Annotated in this window: 14 protein-coding genes; 2 read left to right on the forward strand and 12 right to left on the reverse strand. The window is 61.8% G+C overall.

Features of this window, described 5'->3' with window-relative positions; all coding sequences use genetic code 11:
- Positions 1–7 precede the first annotated feature (7 nt).
- The 11 genes from FE782_RS16825 to FE782_RS16870 all read right to left on the reverse strand — a co-directional run bounded on the left by FE782_RS16825 (position 8) and on the right by FE782_RS16870 (position 14,412).
- The gene (locus tag FE782_RS16825; RefSeq protein WP_138195405.1) at positions 8–1,345 is read right to left on the reverse strand and encodes a DRTGG domain-containing protein; all 1,338 of its coding nucleotides are present in this window, start codon (positions 1,343–1,345) and stop codon (positions 8–10) included.
- A gap of 116 nt (positions 1,346–1,461) precedes the next feature.
- A complete protein-coding gene (locus FE782_RS16830; RefSeq protein ID WP_138195406.1) occupies positions 1,462–2,850 on the reverse strand; it encodes an ADP-ribosylglycohydrolase family protein in 1,389 nt (462 codons plus the stop codon).
- Positions 2,851–2,921: 71 nt separating this feature from the next.
- Positions 2,922–3,800: an AraC family transcriptional regulator gene (locus FE782_RS16835; RefSeq protein ID WP_138195407.1), complete on the reverse strand. Its 879-nt coding sequence runs from the start codon at positions 3,798–3,800 to the stop codon at positions 2,922–2,924.
- Between the two features lie 138 nt (positions 3,801–3,938).
- Positions 3,939–4,754 carry an MBL fold metallo-hydrolase gene (locus FE782_RS16840; RefSeq protein WP_138195408.1) on the reverse strand — a complete coding sequence of 272 codons (816 nt, stop codon included), beginning with the start codon at positions 4,752–4,754 and terminating at the stop codon, positions 3,939–3,941.
- 34 nt (positions 4,755–4,788) lie between these two features.
- Positions 4,789–7,167 (reverse strand): DUF4091 domain-containing protein, encoded by a 2,379-nt coding sequence (locus FE782_RS16845; RefSeq protein ID WP_238392526.1) that lies wholly within the window; start codon positions 7,165–7,167, stop codon positions 4,789–4,791.
- Positions 7,168–7,273: 106 nt separating this feature from the next.
- A complete protein-coding gene (locus FE782_RS16850; protein ID WP_138195409.1) occupies positions 7,274–8,914 on the reverse strand; it encodes an extracellular solute-binding protein in 1,641 nt (546 codons plus the stop codon).
- Positions 8,915–8,973: 59 nt separating this feature from the next.
- Positions 8,974–9,855, reverse strand: a complete 882-nt coding sequence (locus FE782_RS16855; protein ID WP_138195410.1) for a carbohydrate ABC transporter permease — start codon at positions 9,853–9,855, stop codon at positions 8,974–8,976.
- Positions 9,856–9,868: 13 nt separating this feature from the next.
- On the reverse strand, positions 9,869–10,726 hold the full coding sequence (locus tag FE782_RS32630) for an ABC transporter permease (protein ID WP_202914548.1): 858 nt from the start codon (positions 10,724–10,726) through the stop codon (positions 9,869–9,871).
- Positions 10,727–10,822: 96 nt separating this feature from the next.
- Positions 10,823–11,977: a Gfo/Idh/MocA family protein gene (locus FE782_RS32635; protein ID WP_202914547.1), complete on the reverse strand. Its 1,155-nt coding sequence runs from the start codon at positions 11,975–11,977 to the stop codon at positions 10,823–10,825.
- A gap of 16 nt (positions 11,978–11,993) precedes the next feature.
- The gene (locus FE782_RS16865; protein WP_138195411.1) at positions 11,994–13,049 is read right to left on the reverse strand and encodes a LacI family DNA-binding transcriptional regulator; all 1,056 of its coding nucleotides are present in this window, start codon (positions 13,047–13,049) and stop codon (positions 11,994–11,996) included.
- Positions 13,050–13,275: 226 nt separating this feature from the next.
- On the reverse strand, positions 13,276–14,412 hold the full coding sequence (locus tag FE782_RS16870; RefSeq protein WP_138195412.1) for a glycoside hydrolase family 172 protein: 1,137 nt from the start codon (positions 14,410–14,412) through the stop codon (positions 13,276–13,278).
- Positions 14,413–14,589: 177 nt separating this feature from the next.
- Between FE782_RS16870 and FE782_RS16875 the strand changes: the two genes are divergently transcribed.
- Complete coding sequence (locus FE782_RS16875; RefSeq protein WP_138195413.1) at positions 14,590–15,348, forward strand: AraC family transcriptional regulator; 759 nt, start codon at positions 14,590–14,592, stop codon at positions 15,346–15,348.
- 166 nt (positions 15,349–15,514) lie between these two features.
- Here FE782_RS16875 and FE782_RS16880 read toward each other — a convergent pair whose 3' ends face one another.
- On the reverse strand, positions 15,515–15,790 hold the full coding sequence (locus tag FE782_RS16880) for a hypothetical protein (RefSeq protein ID WP_138195414.1): 276 nt from the start codon (positions 15,788–15,790) through the stop codon (positions 15,515–15,517).
- A 189-nt stretch (positions 15,791–15,979) separates the two neighbouring features.
- Here FE782_RS16880 and FE782_RS16885 point away from each other — a divergent pair, with 189 nt between their 5' ends.
- Positions 15,980–17,350 carry a YheC/YheD family endospore coat-associated protein gene (locus tag FE782_RS16885; protein ID WP_138195415.1) on the forward strand — a complete coding sequence of 457 codons (1,371 nt, stop codon included), beginning with the start codon at positions 15,980–15,982 and terminating at the stop codon, positions 17,348–17,350.
- Positions 17,351–17,360 lie beyond the last annotated feature (10 nt).

Here is a 17,360-nt window from a genome sequence, read left to right on the forward strand (position 1 = left end):
TTCAGGACTACATCTGGTCGATCAATTGCGCCGTCAGAATCGCCTTCGCGACGAGCGACGCGCCGTGGTGCACCTCGACGTCGACCTTGCCGAACTTCCGGCTCAGCTCGATCAGCTGCGGACGAATGACGATCTCGTTGTCGATCTGAAGCGGCTTCAGGAAGAACGTCGACATGCTGTCGAGCACGAGGTCGCCCTTCTTCACCAGCTTGATCGCGCGGAACGACGCCTGCGACATGAGCGTCGTCAACACCCCTTCGGACACCGTGCCGAACGACGACGTCATCTGCGGCGTAATCGTCCCCCGGAAGGCGATCCTGCCGTCCGCTTCCCGCTCCTCCTCGAACGACGCCAGAATCAAATCCTCGATCGTCTCGCCGATTTGCGGCTGCTTCTGAATGAACTGCATTCCCTTCAGCACGTCCTGCCTCGAGATGATGCCCAGCAGCTTCCGGGCGCTGTCCGTCACCGGCAGCTGCTCGATGCCTTCCCACACCATCATGTGCGCGGCCGACGCCACCGACGTGCGCGCGCCGACCGTGATCGGATTTTTGGTCATGACCTTGTCGATCCGCTCCTCGGGAGCCGCTCCGACGACGTCCTTCGACGTAACCATGCCGATCAAGCGATGGTACTCGTCCACGACGGGAAACCGGCTATGTCCGGTCCGCTCCACGGTGGCGTTCCAATCCGACACGGTCATGTTGCCTTTCAGCATATCGGTCTCGCCGCTCGGCGTCATGATGTCCTCGACGAGCAAAATTTTCTTCTTAATGAGGCGATCGTAAATCGCCCGGTTGATGAGCGACGCGACCGTGAATGTGTCGTACGAGCTCGAGATGATCGGCAGCGCCAGCTCGTCCGCTTGCTTGCGCACCGCGGGGCTCGCGCCGAAGCCGCCGGTGATGAGCACGCCCGCGCCGAGCTCCAGCGCCGTCGCATGCGCCCGCTCCCGGTTGCCGACGATGAGCAGGCTGCCCGCGTCGATGTATTTCACCATCGCTTCGAGCTGCATCGCGCCGATGACGAACTTGCCGAGCGTCTTGTCGAGCCCCTCCGCTCCGCCGAGCACCGCGCCGTCCACGATGTTCACGACCTCCGCGAACGTCAGCTTGTCGATGTTGTTGCGCGCCTTCGGTTCGATCCGGACGGTGCCGATCCGCTCCTTCGTCGCGACGAGGCCCGACGCCTCGGCGTCCTTGATCGCCCGGTACGCGGTGCCTTCGCTGACGCCGACGTCCTTCGCGATTTTCCGAACCGAGATTTTGCTGCCCACCGCGAGCGCCCCGATATATCGTAAAATCTGTTCGTGCTTCGTAATCGTTTCTTGCGGCGTCAATTCCATGGACTGTTGCACCTCGACTTCCGCGAACTGTATTACTCTGTATTATAACGCTTGCGGAAGCCGCCGGACAAGAAGAAACCCGGGAACGCGTCGCAAGACGCGGCCCCGGGCCTCGTTTACAGAATGGCAGCGCTCGGATTCAGCGCGCGGAACACCGAGAAGCTGCGATCGGCGCACGCCGAAATCGCGATCGGGTGGAAGTCTTTCACCTCGGAGTACAACGTATCGTTCAGCGGCTCGATCCATGCGCTCGGCAGCCGGCCGGCGCCGAGCGAAGCGCCCATGATCGAGCCGACCGTGGCGCCGTTGCAATCCGTATCCCAGCCGCCCAACACCGCGGTCGCGATCGCCGTCTCGTAGTCCCCCTTGGCGAACACGAGCGACGCCGCGACCAGCGCCGCGTTATTATTCGTATGCACGGGATGGTAATGTTCGAACGCGGCCCATACCCGTTCGACGAGCTCGAGCTGCGTGGCGGACGAGCGGGCGATGTCGACCGCCTGCAGGACGTCGCGCGCCAGCCGGCTGTCGCGCGGAATTTCGCTGAGGCCGATCTCGACGACTCTCTCCATATCCGACTCGACGAAGGCGGCCGCGATCATGGCGGCGGCGAACATCTCGCCGTAGATGCCGTTCTTCACGTGGGAGAACGACGCGTCGCGCCACGCGAACTCGGCGGCCAGTTCCGGATGGCCGGCGGCGCCGTACGCGAACCCGTCGGCGCGGATTTGCGCGCCGATCCACTCCCGGTACGGGTTCAAGTGCGTACGCACCCACTCCCGCTTCTCCTCCCAATAGGCCGGCTCCCGCGATTCGCGATACCAGATCGAAGCGAAGTTAACATACGCCTGCGTCTCCGCCGTATACACTTGCCCGAGCGGAAGCATCTCCAGCCACAGCTCGCCGACGTCCCGCGAGCCGAACGACGATCCCTTGCGCTCCAACAGCAATAATCCCAGCACCGTGTACCGTATATCGTCGTCCGACTCCATGAACCGGATGACTTCCCGTAAGCTCTTGCTGTCCGGATTCACCTCTAGGCCGTACCGCACCCTCGCGTCGGAGTCGCTCGGCGTGTACCCCCGGATCGGCCAAGCGTCCGCGCCCTCGAACCATAAGCGGACGTTTTCCCACCCCGGCCGGCCGCCGCCGCCGCCCATGAACGGTCCCCGCTCGAGCGGCTTGCCGAGGGCGCAGCCCGCGCAGCGCCCGAGCCACGCGCCGAGAAATTTGTCGCGCCATTGCGCCTCGGTCATCGACCGGGGCAGCAGGCGGGGGCCGTCCGGCCGCTCGGCGCGGATCGCCTCCAGATCGTTCGGCTCGCGGAACTCGAACCCTTCCTGGATCGGCAGCGCCGTCAGCGCTTCGTAGACGTCCATTAATTCCCGGTCGTCTTCCCCGGCCGCTTCGATGCGCGCCGAGAAGCCTTCTACGTCGCAGCCTTCCTGCCTCCGCTGGATCAACTCGTCCTTCAAGAGCGCCGCCAACATCGGAACTCGCGCCATGCTCCACACTCCTTCGTCCCATTCGGATATATCATCAGTATAGAGGGACGAACGGGCGGAATCTTCCCAAATCACGGCCCCGAATTCTCAAAAATTGCGGAAACCCGATGCCGCTCCCGGAAGGCGGACGGCGACATGCCGGCTTCGGCTTGGAACGCGCGATAGAACGTCGCCGCGCTCTGGAAGCCGCTCGCGAAGCAGACGTCGAGAACATCCTGGTCCGTCGTCATCAGCAGCCGCTTCGCTTCGTTCAATCGCAGCCGCTGCAAGTAGTCCTTGAACGTCTTCCCCGTCGCGTCCTTGAACGCATGGCTCAGCCTCGAGGCGCTCACGCCGAGCTCGAGCCGTTCGGCGACGCTCCTTAAGTCGAGCGGATCCCGGAACCGTTCCTCCAGGAACGCGAGCACCGGCCGAATCTTGGCGAAGTCTCGGACGAGCCGCCGCCAGTGCTCCTGGGCGACGGGCTCCGATTCGCGGCGCAGCAGCAGCACGGACAGCTGCAGCAGCGCGCTCTTGACCATGCTCCCGCAGCCCTCCCGCCGATCCCGAAGCTCCTCCCATACGGTGCGGATGAGCGGAGCGAGCCTTCCCGCCAAAGGATCGTCGCCCGGGATATGATTTCGAAACCGGCCGGGGGAGTACGCGAACGGAAGCAGCAGCCTCACGTCCTCCGCCAGCAAATAGTTCGGGTCGAAATTCAGGAAAATGTACGTGCTCGGCTCGGCTTCGTCCGATTGGGCGATATGCAGCTCCTGATTGTTCACGACGAAGATGTCGCCGGGTTCGGCGCGATACCGCTTCTCGCCGAAATAAAACCAGCCTCCCCCGGACACGCAAAGCCCGATCTCCAGACTCGTATGCACGTGCAGCGGCTCGAGTCTCGCCTTCGGCGTCCACAGGAAGGCGTTCACCGGCACTTCCGGATGCTCGTAAGTGATCTTAAGGCGCATCGTCCCACGCCCTCCCGTTTCCGATTCGCCCGGCCTCCCGACCTCGGCCCGAGCCTCTTGCCGTGAGTGTAGCACGACGCTTCTCGCGACGCTACTGCGAAAAGCGGCCGAACCGGTTTCCCCGATTCGGCCGCTCCATTACCATTCGACGACGAGACCGTCGTAAGCGCACAACGCGCCGAGCGCCGCGACCTTGCCTTCGAGCTCGTCATGCGGATAGGCGCCTTGATGCGAGAAGTGGGTCGCGACGATGCGCGTCCGCTCGGTGACGGCGCCGACGCTCCGCAGCTTCTCCAGCATCCTGCGGAAATCGCCTTCGTTCAGATGCTCCTTGCCCGCCGGATGCCGCCAGATCGTGCCTTCCAGGACGACGGCGTCCAACGCGCGGCCCTCGAGCTCTTCCCATGCCGCATCGGCGTAGTAGCCGCTGTCGGACGCGTACAGAAGCGAGGAAGCGCCGTCGCTGACGATATAGTTCATCGCGTCGCCGACCTTCAGGTGATGCGCCGCCTCGATCGCGCGTACCGTGTACGGCCCCAGTTCGACGGTGCGGCCGGGCAAGACCGGCACGCGACGGATTTCCGCGGCGCGGTCGCTGCCGCCGGCGTCCCACTTCGTCCAGACCGACGGCCCGGCGACCATCGTCAGCTCGGGCAGTTCGGTCGCGAGACGGAACGCCTTGCCTCGCAAAGAGAGGTTCCCGGGATCGAAATGGTCCATATGGCTGTGCGTGACGAGCGCGTAAGGGACCTTCGTAAGGGACAGTCCGAGCGCCGCGCACGAGGCGAACAGGTCCGGCCCCATATCGATCAATAGATCGTCGTTGACCAGCGCGCTTTGCCGTCTTCGTACGTTCTTGCCTCCGCGCGAGCGGGCGTAGGCGCACGTCTCGCAATCGCAGAACGGGGAGGGGACGCCTTCGGCGGCCCCGGTTCCAAGGAAGGTCAGCTTCATCCTTGATCATCCTTTCCTTCGTGTCGGAGGTGCGTTATGGGGTCATCGGCTCCCCGGGCTCGGCGGAGGTAAAGCGGAAATGATCGAAATACAGCGTTACCGGCGCGCCCTGCCGCCACATCCACAGCTCGATGCCGCGCATCCGCGTCAAATCCAAACCGACCTGACGCAGCGGGATTCGGATCGTCTCGGCGCTTCCGGCGCGCACGTACTGCATGAACGAGTCGTCGGATTTCCCGTCGGTTTGACTGAATTTTACATAAAATTGAACCGTCTCGCCGGGATTATATACGTCGAATTCCACCGTCTCGAAACCCGACCAATCCGCGCTCCGGAACCCCGTGCCCGCATGCCACAAGCGAAGGTTCGGGAAATTCGCGTTCGCCCGGAACTCCGCTTTCATCGAAGCTTCGCCTTGCGTCGCGTAGTCGTTCGACGCGCTGACGTTCACCGTCGACGTCGCGAACCGGCTCACGTCCTCCGCCGTCTCCGCTTCGTTCAACGCGATCGCATGCGGCGCGGCGGTCTCGTACACGGCCAGCGTGCGCTCGATCTCGCGAACGCGCCCGTCCTTCGTCACGACGATGCGGACGTCGTGCTCCCCGGGAGACAGCGCGAGCGTCGCCGTTAACTTGTCGTGCCCGGCCGCCTGCGCCGCAAGGGCGAGCGGCGAGCCGTTCAACGTCGCGCTCGCGCCCGGCTCGGCGTAGACGGTCACCTCCCGGGTGCCGTCGGCCGGGGCTCGAATCGCGACGATCGCCGGCAGCTCGAGCGGCTCGGCGACGATCTCTCGCGCCAGCGCCGCGCGCACCTCGCCCACGAGCGCCGGATCGCCCTCGTCGTACGCCTTAATATCGTCGTACAGCCGGTCGTAGAACGGACGAATCGCGTCCCGGTACGGGAACGCCTCGCCGAGGCCGAGCCGTTCGCCCGTCTCGCGCAGGCGCCGCTCGTACAACCAGAGGTATTCGTAATCCTCCATGCTCTCGCGCAGCGCCTCGAGCCGAATCGTGCCGATCGGCCCGTCGACGCCGACCTCGGTGCCCGGATAGAACAAGTACCCGTCGCCGTTCGCCCCCGGGAACGCAAGCGGATCCGTCCACACGTCCCGGCTTACGTACTGATACGTTCCGTTCACGGACGCGTACTTCTGGAACTGCGTCGTCGCCCAATACAGGGTACCCTCCACGCCGTAATCGTGCTGCATCCAAGCCAGCAGACGCGTGCCGACCAAGTCGTCGTCCAGATGGTACGACGGGAACGGATGCGTCGGCTTCACATACGTGTACCACCACACATGATCCCCGGCCGCCTGCCGTTCCTTAGCGAAGTCGGGGTCGAACTTGTCGATGGACGGCACCCAGATGTCAAGGTCGCCGACCAGCTCGTCGACCGGCTGGATCGTCACGAGATGCGGCACGTCCGGCGCGGCTTGCGCAAGCGCGGCGGTAATGTGACGTACGCGGCCGTACTTCGCGGCGGTCGGCTCGTCGATTTCGCTGACGTAAAAGTACGCCTTCTCGAGCAAGCCTTCCGCCCGCAATCGATCGACGAGCGCCTTGATCTTGGCCGTATCCGGTTCGCCGTCCGCCGTGCGGTAATACGGCAGCCGATACGCGGAAACCCGAGGATCGTTAATATACTTAGGCCCATGGGTAACGTAATATTCGATGTCCGCATCGGGGATCGGCAGGTAGCCCGGCGTCAGCCGATGCTCCACGGATGCCCAATAATACTTTTCGATATATGCCCACGCCTCTTCGCCCACGACGTTCCCGTGCGCTTCTTGAATCGGTCCGCCCCAGACGCCGAAGTTCGTCTTGGCATGGCTCTCGTCGGTCAGCTCGAAATCCCACACCGTCAGCTCCACGGGAACGCGGACGGGCGTCCCTGTTTCATGCAGGAACAGCTCCCCCGTATAGACTCCCGCCGGCTGACCCTTGGGCACGAACACCTTCACCCATATGCCTTGGTTTTGTCCCGCCTCCACGGTCAGCATCCCGTTCAGCGGGATGAGCGCGTCCGGATACCACCCCTTCGGGTACGCCGCGGTCGTCGACGTCTTTACCTCGATATAGTGCTGCCGGAACAGCTCGATATGCTCCGCGCCGATTTTCTCCGGGCCGTCCGTCCGCTTCAAATCGCCGATGGACACCTGCAGCTTGCGCAGACCGTCCGTCCCCGCCTTGACGATCACTTGTCCGCTCTCGTATTCGTTGCGGGCGGCCTCGAGCTTCAGGGCCGCGGCAGCCTCGCCTCCGGGGAACGGCTGATCTCGCATCACCTTCTCCGTATTCGTGGGCGCCCAAACCTGGAGATCGGGGGCTTCCGCTTCGGAGAAGCCGGTCAGCGTCAATAGCGCGAGCATCAGCAGGAGCGCAGGCGCGGCGGCTCGCATGGCGAAACGTTTCATTATGTCATCCTCCTCGCATCGTATAAACTTGGGATTATGAACGAACTCCCCGAACCGCAGGTCGGGATCCGGGGAGTCGTTCTTAGATGATGAAGAAGCGTATGAATTATTGCTTGTAGCGCTCGTAGGCCGCCGTATAGAGCTCTAAGTAATCCTTCAAGCCCATCCGCTCGATCGTAGCGACGTAGTTGTCCCATTCGCTGAACGGAAGATCGCCGGTAATGAACTTGTCCGTGCTCTCGCTGACGTACTTGTCGATGTCCGTGTGCAGCGGGGTGAAGCGCGTCAGCTCTTCCGCCGTATACAGGAATTGCGGCCACACCTCTTCCGGCCAGTACGGCTTCACTTTCTCGGCCGCGGCCATGCTCTCCGGCGAAGCTTCTCCGCCCTTGAACGTCTTGGCGGTCAGCATCGCCGGATACCATCCGCCGGCCCACGACACGAACTTGGAGGAGTCCTTCAAGTATTCCTCGGTATACTCGAGCGTCCCGTCCGGCTGTTCGGTGTAGCTCAAATCCTTGATGCCCATGAAGAACAGCTTGCTGCCCTCCTCGCTGTAGAAATAATCGATCCACCGCACCGTCGCTTCGGGATGTTCGTTCTTATCCGTAATGACGAAGGCGCCCGGGTCGATGAGCGGGGAGCGCGCCCGCGAGAAGATGCGGTCGCCGTGCGGGCCGCTCAAGGCGGGAGCGCCGACGAAGTGCTCGATCGTCACGCCGCCGATCGCGTGCGGGCTGTTGGTAACGGACGAGCCGACGAGCCCCTCGTCCATCAGGGCGTTGACCTCCGGACCTTTGATCGTCAGCAAATTTTCGACAAGCAGCCCTTCCGCGTACAGATTGTGCATGTATTCCAACAGCTCCTTGTACCGCGGATCCGTCGGAATGTACCGCAGCGCGTTCGTCTGCGGGTCGATATCGACCCGGTTGTGAACGTTCCCGCGGTTGCCGAGCCCCCAGGCTCCTTTCAATTCGTCGAGCAAGGAGCCGTAGCCGCTCGCCGCGTACGGAATTTCGTCGGCTTGACCGTTGCCGTTGATGTCCGTCGACTTGACGGCCTTCAAGTATTGGTAGTACTCTTCGGTCGTCTCCGGTTCCTTCAGACCGAGCGCGTCGAGGAACGCTTGGTTGTACCATAGCTTCGAACCGATCAGCACGGAGGTGAAGTCGGGAGCATAGAACGTCGGGAAGCCGTAGATGTTGCCGTCCGGCATCGTCAGCCCGCGCTTCACCTCCGGATACTGCTCCAGCATCTTCTTGAAGTTCGGGGCGTACTTGTCGATGAGATCGTTCAGCGGGATAAAGATGCCTTGCTGCCCGTAATTCATCAGGTCCGCCGTCGACAATCGGGCCGTGTGGAAGGCGTCCGGATAATCGCCGCCCGCCAGCACCAGGTTCCGCTTCTCCGCCAAGCTCTCCGCCGGCGTCAACTGGAAATCCACCTCGACGTTCGTCATCTTCGCGTACTGCTGCCAGACGGGCAGCGCGTTCCAATCCGCCGGCGCGGACGCCGCCTTCCCGGCGAAGAACGTCAGCTTGATCGGCTCCTGCACGATCGGGAACCCGCTTTCGCTGACGGCGGAGCCGCCTTGCCCTTCGGTCGCTTGCCCTTCGGTCGCTTGCTCGCCGGACGGCGCGGCTTCTCCCGGCGGCGGCGTGCCCGCGTCGTTCGAGCATGCGGCCAGCATGCTTGCCGTCATGACGCTCGCGAACATGGCGCGAGTCCAACGTTTCGTTTTCAACATTCCTAACCCTCCCTAATCTAGATTGAACATGCTATGTGCGAACAAAGGCTTGCCTAGGATTAGCCCTTGAGTGCGCCGATCATCATGCCTTTCACGAAATATTTCTGCAGGAACGGGTACAGCAGAAGCACCGGTACGTTCGCCACGAGCACGATCGCGTATTTGATCGCTTCCGCCTCCATCAGGTACGTCTGGGTCGACGCGTTCATGCTGCCGGCCATCTGGTCGACCTCGGACTTGATCAAGATTTCTCTCAGGAACAGCTGCAACGGGTACAGCTCGCGGTCGTTCAGATAAATCAACGCGTTGAAGTAAGAATTCCAGTGGCCGACGCCGTAAAACAATATCATCACCGCAATAATCGGCATCGACAGCGGAAGCACGATCCGCCAGAGCGTCTGGAAGTTGGAGCAGCCGTCGATCGCCGCGGACTCTTGAATTTCGTTCGGAATGCTGGTCTGGAAGAAGGTTCGCATGATGATGATGTTCCAGACCGAGACGGCTCCCGGGACGATCAGCGCCCACATCGTGTTGACGAGGCCGAGATTCTTAACGAGCAAGTATGTAGGGATCAAGCCTCCGCTGAAAAACATCGTAAAGACGATGAAGGCGGTAATCGCGTGGCGCCCCGCGAAATCCTTGCGCGACAGCGGATAGGACGCCAAGACGGTCATGATCAAGTTGAGCGAGGTGCCCAGCGCCGTGTAAAGGATCGTATTGCCGTACCCGGTCAAAATTTCCCGATTGGCGAAGATGCGTTCATACCCGACGAACGACAGCTCCTTCGGGAACAGCCACATCTCCCCGCGCAGCACCGTAAGCGGGTTGCTGATCGAGGCGCTGGCGACGAAGACGAGCGGATACAAGACGACGAGGAGAATGACGGACAAGACGGCATAAATGATGATTCCTACGATTCTATCGGATAACGTGTCGCGCATCGGCGTCCCCCCCTTACCAAAGACTCGTTTCGTTCACTTTGCGCGCCGCCTGATTCACGAGGACGAGCAGGATGCAATTAATGACGGAGTTGAACAGGCCGACGGCCGCGGAGAAACTGTACTCCGCTCCGATGATGCCCCGCTGGTACACGTAGGTGGAGATGACGTCGGAGCTTTCCAAGTTCAGAGAATTCTGCATCAAGTAGATTTTCTCGAAGCCGATCCCCATGATGCTGCCCACGTTCAAGATGAGCAGGATGACGACGGTGGGCAGAATGCCCGGCAGATTGATGTGCCAGATGCGGCGCAGCCGGCTGGCGCCGTCGACCCTCGCCGCCTCGTGCAGCGTCGGGTCGATGCCCGCGAGCGCCGCGAGGTAGATGATCGAGCTCCATCCCATCCCTTGCCAGACGCCGGAGAAGACGAAGATCGTCTTGAACCACTCGGGCTCGGTCAAGAAGGAGATCGTCTCGCCGCCGAACGCGCGAATGACGTGGTTGACGACGCCGTATTGCGGATTCAAGAAAATGAAGACCAGGCCCACCATCACGACGGTCGACAAAAAGTGCGGCGCGTAGGTGACGGTTTGGACGAGCCGCTTGAAGAACGTGCTTCGGACTTCGTTGATCAGCAGCGCAAGAAGGAGCGGAACCGGAAACCCGACGGCCAGCTCGTATAAGTTGATGCCGATCGTGTTCTTGATCAATCTCCAAAAATAGTAACTGTTGAAGAACCGTTCGAAGTGGTCGAAGCCCGTCCATACGCTCCCCCATATGCCCTTAGCCGCGACGAAATGCTTGAACGCGATCTGAACCCCGTACATCGGGACGTAGTCGAAAATGACGAAGTACGCGATCACCGGAGCGATCATGACGTATAAATCCCAATTTTTCCGCAGCGACCTGCGGAGCACCGCTAGTTTCAATGACCATCCCCCCTTGTTCGCAGGCGATGCGGAAGCCGCCCGCTATGCGTCGAGCATCCATGCTTCGGGAGGCTTCACCCGGACGACGCCGCCCCCCTGCCGAATCGATTCGGTGGCGGCGCAGCCGACCGCGATGCTCATGCGTCCCGCGATCGGCGGGGCGACGGGCGGCTTGCCCTCCAGGATCATGTCGACGAAATCCTCGCAAATTTTCGGATCCGCCCCGTTGTGCGAGCCTTCGGCCTTCTTGATGTCGTACACTCGGTCCGACAAGTCCTTCCACGTGTTCGACTTGCGCGTCCGCAAGTAGACCTTCTGCTCTTCTTCGTTGTTTTCGATCCGTCCGTGCGTGCCGATGACGGTGTAGTTCCGCTGATAATCCGGGGTGAACAAACATTGCGAGTAAGACGCTTTAATGCCGCCCTCCAGCTCCATCAGCACCATACTGTTGTCTTCGACGTCCACCTCTTCCCGGAACGCGCATTGCACCAAGGCGCCGGTCCGGGCTTCGGGGCAGCGGTGCTTCTCGGCGCAGTCGGGGCAGGTGAGCCCGTTGGGCTTGTCTCCGCCGAAGTAGTCCAATCCCCCGAAGGCGCTCACCTTAACGGCGTACCGTCCGGTCAGCCAATGGATGATGTCGATGTCGTGAGAAGCTTTCTGCAGCAGCAGCGATGTCGTGCGCTTCGAGCTGCCGTGCCAGCTATGATAGTAATAATCGCTGCCGAGGCCTACGAAATGCCTTACCCATACCGCCTTCACGTCCCCGATTTCCCCGGCCGCGATGATCTCCTTCATCGTCCGGTACATGTTCATATACCGCATGTTGAAGCCGATCATGAAGTGCTTGCCGGAGCGGCGCCAGGCCTCCAGGATGCGGTCGCAGCCCTCGACCGTAATCCCGAGCGGCTTCTCGCAATAGACGTGCTTCCCAGCCATGAGCGCGGCCGCGGCATGCTCCTCGTGAAGATCGTCCGGAGAGGCGACGACGATCGCGTCGATATCCGGCCTTGCGAGCAGCTCGCGATAATCGCTTGTCACGAAGGCTTCCGGGTTGATCCGGTCGCGGAATTTCTCCAACCGGCTCGGGTCGATGTCCGCGCCCGCCACGACCGCCGATCTTCCGTCCGGTCGATGCCAATACTTGGCGAACCCCGATCTCCAGCCGAGACCGATCACCCCGATGCGAAGCTGTTCCATGTTGGTCTCTCCTCCTCTAGCGTATCCGGGTCGCGTCGGACGATTGTCTGACGATCAGCCGGTGCGGCATCAGCAGCTTGAACGGCAGCGGGTGATCCCCGTTCATCTGATCGACCAGCACCTTGGCCGCCATCTCGCCCATCTCGGTCTTCGGGATGTGAACCGTCGAGAGCGGAGGAGATGTGTACTGGGAAATCTCGATGTTGTCGAGCCCGACGAAGGCGACGTCCTCGGGAATCCGAAGGCCCATCTCGGCCGCGGCCCGCATGGCGGAGATGCCCATCATGTCGCTCGCGGCGAATACGGCCGTCGGCCTCTCGTCGGGCGGAAGGCGCATCATGTCCGACATTCGCTCGAAGCTGACGTTGACGTCCCATTCCGTATTCGCGATCCAACGGGGATCGATGTCGAGACCCGCCTCCTGCATGGCGAACCGGTAGCCGCGGTACCGCTTCTCCCGCTCCATGTCGCCGGTCAGCCCCGCGCCTCCGATGAACGCGATCCGACGGTGGCCCCGGTCGATCAAGTGCTGCACGGCCGCGCCCGCCGCGCCGACCCGATCGTACATGACGACCGGAATCGTCGGATCGGAGACGTCGATGCCGACGACGACGGGGACGATGCTTTTGACCGCTTCGTACGCCTCCTCGGGAATCCGCTCGATCAAGATGATGCCGTCCAGCTTCGCGTCTTGCACAAGCTTCCGCAGCACCGTCTCCCCCCGAAGCTCTTCGATCGGGATGACGTATGAGAGTACGCAATTCAGCTCCGTCAGCTTCTTCTCGACGCCCGCCAAGATCGGCGAGAAATACGGATGGTTGTATTTGTTTTGCGGGACGGACACGATGCAGCCGACCTGCCGGAACGCGGCGGCGCGCGGCGTTCGCTTATAAGGCTCGACCGGCGCGGCCGCAGGCGCCTCGCCGGCGAGGTAGCCCAGCGCCTTAGCGGTCTTGATGACCCTCACCTTCGTCTCTTGGCTGATATGTCTGCTAGAGTCGTTATTCAATACACGGGATACGGTAGAGATGGACACCCCCACTTGGAGGGCGATGTCTTTCAAAGTCGGCAAGCGACCGACCCCCTTTTTGCGCAATTACCCAAATTTTGGGCCAAAGTTGCCAAGCAAATAATATCAGCGCGTTCACGACACCGTCAATTGAATTTTGCGTAAATTGTTAAACTTTGGGCCCAAATTTACATATCATTAATCGATTCTCTCCGTCAGCGGAACGGCAAAGAGGCCTTCCCGCGCCATGCGGGAAAGCCTCCGTCCTTTTTTTCCGATTCGGCTTCGCCTATTCCTTCTTCTCCGTCTTCGTTTCGTCGCCCCATAACGTCGCGCCGCCGCCCATCGACTGCCTCCAAGCGTGGCGCCACCGGTGAACGTCCATGAAGCCGATCGGCTTCATGTTCGCCCGCCCTTCGCGGTTCGCGATCGCCGGGAACGGCTTGTGCGGCTCCGCTTGGTACCAATACGCGACCGTCGCGAGGTCCAACGTCAGGCTGTTGTCGTGTCCGTGCTCGATGCTCGCGCGCAGCGACTTGTCGAAGTAAACGGGGTCTTCGAGCAGGAACCGGTAACAATGCGTCCGCCCCATCCACCCGAGCTTGTCGGGGACGCGCGCGTAGCCGAAATACGGGTGCGAATACACCTCGTTCGGGCACCACGAGCTGTTGAAGAAATCCTCCGTCCCGGTGCCGTGCAACGAGCCCGGCCAGTCCTCGCCGTCGATCAGCCACATGTCGTCTCCTTCCCCGTACCACATCGGGCCCGGGCTGTCGACGTAATAGTTCAAGCCGACGAAATGCCCCTTCCCTTCGATGTCCGCGAAGACGTAATTATGCCTGTCCGTTGCGTTATTCCCTTGCGGCGCCACTACGCCCCACTCCGTCTCGCCTTCCTCCGGGCGCACCTCGGTCAGCTCCCGGTTCCACCATGCGTGGAATCGGCCGAGCGAATCGGGAATGCTCTCGTGCCGCTCGTAATCGATGTAATAATACAAGCTCGCAAGCTCCGATTCCGAATCGTTCTCCAACGTAATGCGCGCGCCGGCGCCGAACGGCATCGGGAAGTAACAGTTCAACGCCCTGCCCTGATGCGGCGCCGCGGCGAGCGGCAGCGAAGCGAAGTTGTATTCTTCCCCCCAGCCTTGTCCGAAAAAGTCGCCTAACGGCGACAGGACGCTCGGCTCTTCTTCGCCGTCCCAATACATGCGGAGAACCGCGTTTCGGCGGATGAACTTGTCCTGCGTGTTCAGCGTCATCCATATATGCTTGACGATGCCGGCTCCCTCGATCGACGCCAGCTCGACCGTCTCGCCCGGCGCCAAGCGGATAAAGTCCTTGTTGCCGCCCGTCCGATCGTAACTCGATATTCGCTTCGTCTTCACCTTATTTTGCAATTGCATGATATTCGCCAATGGTCCCGGCATACTGAACGCAACCTCCGATCGGGTTCTGATTTCCCTTCGATTATACCGCCGATGCCGCGGAATGAATTTAGCCTCGGTTGTACAACGTTTATCAATTTTTGCTTTCGCAGGAGGCATTCCATGATATAATCGCCGGTAAATCAAACCTTACACTACATTCGCTCGGAGGGGATCGTCGTGCTGGCGTCTTTCCAATACGTGTTTTGGCGGGGCAAGCGGCAATTTCTGCTGGAGGCGGACACGAACGCGGCTTGGGTGCTGTTCGCCGTCGAGGACGGCGCCTTCCGCTTCCGCGTCGGGAGCGCCGCGGGCGTCGCCGAGGCGGGCGACGTCGTCGCCTGTCCGCCGGGGACGCTGTTCCATCGCCATGCGCTGTCCCCCGTCACCTTCCACTTCCTTCGTCTCGAGCTGGACGACCCGTCTCCCGCTTACCTCTCGGAGGGCAAAGTCCGCGTCGCGAACCGTTCGAGACTCGCTTCCGATCTGGTTTTGCTGCGGCGCTTCGCGGAGGATCCGTCGCCGGAAGCGGAACGGTTGAAGCGCCATCTGCTGGAGGATATAATCTCCTTCTGCTTCCAGGACCGCGGCCGGGAAGCCGATAAATCCTCGGAGGATGCGCGGATGACGAGCGCGGCCGCGCTCATTCGCGACCGGGCCGGCGAGAAGGCGTTCGGCATCCGCCAAGCCGCGGAGGCCGCGGGCCTTACGCCCGTCCAATTTTCCCGCAAATTCCAAGCCGCCTTCCGCACGACGCCCGTCCGCTACTTGACGGAATGCCGCATCAAGCTTGCCAAGGAGCTGCTGGCGGACACGAACTTGACGCTCGAAGAGATCGCCCCCCGCTGCGGATACGAGAACGCCTTCTATCTTAGCCGCGTCTTCAAGCAAGTCGTCTCGACCTCGCCCTCGGCGTACCGGAAGGCGTGTCAGGTGTAGCCGCTTACCGCCACGAACCGGCGCACCTGAGCCACATAACTGCAGTTTCGCAGCTATTCCTTCATGGAAGGGATGCTGCGAGCGAAATCGCTGTATTTCTGCAGTTATTGGCTATCCAGACGCAAAAAAACGCCCCGAAGGGCGTTCCCGTCGCGGCCGGCGCGCCTTACTGGCCGCGGCGGACGAGCCGGCGCTCGATCAGCTGCGCCAGCTGGCGGCGGCGATGCTTCTTCACGCGGTCCAGCTGCGCGTCCATCTCTTCGTCTACGCGCAATATCGCGTGCAGATGCGACGCCACGATCGCGAGCGCGAACAGCAGCCACAGGGCGCTGAATATCGTCGGCAGCGTCCAGCCTTCCCCGATCGACAGCCGCGGCACGGCGTAAATCAACATGCCGAGCGCGGCGCTCATATACAAGATGTGCTTCGTCGTCTTGTTCATCACGGTCGCTCCCCTTCCTTTTCCAAAACCTTACCCTAAGTGTATGAGACAGGCCGCCCGAATAGACCACGGGTCCGCTTCCGCCCGGGCGAGCCCAAATTTCTCCGCGATTCACCATCGTACAGACGCCCTCATATGATGTTCTTAGTCTATGTCGCCACACTCCTCGCAGTCGGAAGGAGAGCCCGTATGTCAAAAACCAAAGTCAAGGTGCTGTCGATCCAGACGGAAGCGCCTGAGGCCGCCCACACGCTATGGGTGAGCTCGAAGCTGCTGCGCAAGTGGGGCATCGCTCCGCGGCAATCCGTCAACCTTCGGTTCGGCGCATTCCGCAGCTACGTCAAGATTATGCCGTTGAAAACCCCCGGCCTCGTCCGCGTCAGCGGCAGCCTCGCGTCGGGTATGGGTCTCGGCCGCGGCGCCTTGCTTCGGGCGTCGTTCCGGACGTCGTCGCAGACGATCTCGGTCGGGCCGGTCATCGGCGTCATCATGTCGCGCGCGTCTCCGCAGGACACGAATCGTCCGTTCGGGGATACGACGACGTTTTGCCGGGAGCTGGTCGCCGCGGCGAAGAAGGAAGGCTGCTTCGTCTACTTCTTCACGCCCTCGGACATCGGCAGCAGCCACGGCACGATCTCCGGTTGGACGTACGACAAGGGATGGAAGCGAGGGACGTTCCCGATGCCGGACGTGCTGCACAATCGCTTGACCTCCCGGAAGTATGAAAACCTGGAGAGCGTCCAGCAGCTGTTCCATGAAGCCAAGACGCGCCACGGCACGCAAGTGTTCAATGAAAAATATTTGGATAAAACCGAAGTATTCTCCGCCTTGAAGCAGGAAGCGTCCGTGCAGAAGCATCTTCCGGAGTCGCACGCCTTCACCGGCTACGACGTGCTTAAGGCGATGGCGGCGAAGCACCGCATCCTGTTTTTGAAGCCGATCCGCGGCTCGTTGGGCAAGGGCATCATCCGCGTCGCGCGGACCGAGACCGGCGTCTACGCCTGCCAGTACAGCGAGACGAACGGCACCCGGCGGGTCAATTATCCGTCGCTGGCCAAGGTGTACGCGGCGGTGTCGCCCCGGCTGAAGCGGCAGAGGTTCCAAATCCAGCAAGGGCTGCAGCTGGCGTCGGTCGGCGGCCGGCCGATCGACTTCCGCGCCTTGGCGCAGAAGGGGGCCACCGGCCAATGGGGCGTCACGTCGATCGTCGGACGGATCGCGGGGCCGAACCATTTCGTCTCGAACCTGGCGAAGGGCGGCACGATCGCGAGCATGAAGGACGCGCTTCAGAGCTCCGACCTCCCCGTCGGCCGCCGGGGGGCGGCGATGGCCTCGCTTCGCAAAGCGGCGGTGGACATCGCGAAGGCCGTCGACAAGACGATCGACGCGCATTTCGGCGAGCTCGGGGTCGATCTCGCCGTCGACAAGAGCGGCCGCGTCTGGCTGCTCGAGGTCAATTCGAAGCCGTCGAAGAACGACAATACGCAGCTGACCGAAGGCAAGATCCGGCCTTCCGTGAAGACGCTCGTGCAATACGCAAGATATTTGGCGAAGCTGTAACCGCCGCGCG

Origin of the sequence: Paenibacillus antri (assembly GCF_005765165.1) — a bacterium.
In the GTDB taxonomy this organism is placed as follows: domain Bacteria; phylum Bacillota; class Bacilli; order Paenibacillales; family YIM-B00363; genus Paenibacillus_AE; species Paenibacillus_AE antri.

Excerpts from the sequence above, each read along its gene's own strand:
- FE782_RS16835 (WP_138195407.1), bottom strand. The coding sequence starts at position 3,800 with ATGCGCCTTAAGATCACTTACGAGCATCCGGAAGTGCCGGTGAACGCC.
- FE782_RS16845 (WP_238392526.1), bottom strand. The coding sequence starts at position 7,167 with ATGAAACGTTTCGCCATGCGAGCCGCCGCGCCTGCGCTCCTGCTGATG.
- FE782_RS16850 (WP_138195409.1), bottom strand. The coding sequence starts at position 8,914 with ATGTTGAAAACGAAACGTTGGACTCGCGCCATGTTCGCGAGCGTCATG.
- FE782_RS32635 (WP_202914547.1), bottom strand. The coding sequence starts at position 11,977 with ATGGAACAGCTTCGCATCGGGGTGATCGGTCTCGGCTGGAGATCGGGG.
- FE782_RS16885 (WP_138195415.1), top strand. The coding sequence starts at position 15,980 with ATGTCAAAAACCAAAGTCAAGGTGCTGTCGATCCAGACGGAAGCGCCT.
- FE782_RS16880 (WP_138195414.1), bottom strand. The coding sequence starts at position 15,790 with ATGAACAAGACGACGAAGCACATCTTGTATATGAGCGCCGCGCTCGGC.
- FE782_RS16870 (WP_138195412.1), bottom strand. The coding sequence starts at position 14,412 with ATGCCGGGACCATTGGCGAATATCATGCAATTGCAAAATAAGGTGAAG.
- FE782_RS16825 (WP_138195405.1), bottom strand. The coding sequence starts at position 1,345 with ATGGAATTGACGCCGCAAGAAACGATTACGAAGCACGAACAGATTTTA.
- FE782_RS16840 (WP_138195408.1), bottom strand. The coding sequence starts at position 4,754 with ATGAAGCTGACCTTCCTTGGAACCGGGGCCGCCGAAGGCGTCCCCTCC.
- FE782_RS32630 (WP_202914548.1), bottom strand. The coding sequence starts at position 10,726 with ATGATCGCTCCGGTGATCGCGTACTTCGTCATTTTCGACTACGTCCCG.
- FE782_RS16830 (WP_138195406.1), bottom strand. The coding sequence starts at position 2,850 with ATGGCGCGAGTTCCGATGTTGGCGGCGCTCTTGAAGGACGAGTTGATC.
- FE782_RS16855 (WP_138195410.1), bottom strand. The coding sequence starts at position 9,855 with ATGCGCGACACGTTATCCGATAGAATCGTAGGAATCATCATTTATGCC.